1 protein-coding gene is annotated in these 644 nt (G+C 65.1%); it reads right to left on the reverse strand.

Translation table 11 applies throughout. From position 1 onward, the window contains the following. Positions 1 to 644 (reverse strand): AMP-binding protein (locus tag A5760_RS13970; protein WP_155764332.1); only part of this gene is annotated, 644 nt, incomplete at both ends.

Raw genomic sequence — 644 nt, forward strand, 5'->3', positions numbered from 1 at the left:
TCGATCGGCAGATACGCCGCCCCCGTCTTGAGCACCGCCAGGATCGACGCGATGGCCTCGGCCGACCGCGAAAACAGCAGTGCCACAGTCTGTCCCGGACCCGCGCCCGCATCCGCGAGACAATGCGCCAACCGGTTCGAGGCTTCATCCAGCTCTCGGTAGGTCACCGACAGGCCCTCGCACACCAGCGCCACGGCGTCCGGGGTGCGGGTCACGTGCGTGGCGAACAATTCCGGCACCGACACCGAAACACTCGACGGGCTAGCCAAAACCGCTTTATTACCAAGCTCTTCCAGCCGGGCGTGCTCACCCGCATCCAGCAGATCCACCGACGAGAGCCGCCGGGTGGGGTCGGCGGTGAGCGCCATCAACACTCGGTGCAGCCGCGCGATCAACGCCTGGATGGTGTCCGCGTCGAACACGTCGGTGCGAAATTCCACGTGTCCGGAAATCCCGGCGGGCGCACCGGCCTCGGTCCAGTTTTCCTTGAGGAAGAAGACCAGATCCATTTTCGCGGTCTGGGTATCCGCGGCCAGCGGCTTGACCTGAAGATCGCCCACAGTCAGCCCGGTCGCGGGGACGTTGACCTGTCCGGGGAAGTTGTTCCAGCCCAACATCACCTGAACCAGCGGGTGATGGGCCAA

Source organism: Mycobacterium colombiense, assembly GCF_001665835.1.
Classification (GTDB): domain Bacteria; phylum Actinomycetota; class Actinomycetes; order Mycobacteriales; family Mycobacteriaceae; genus Mycobacterium; species Mycobacterium colombiense_A.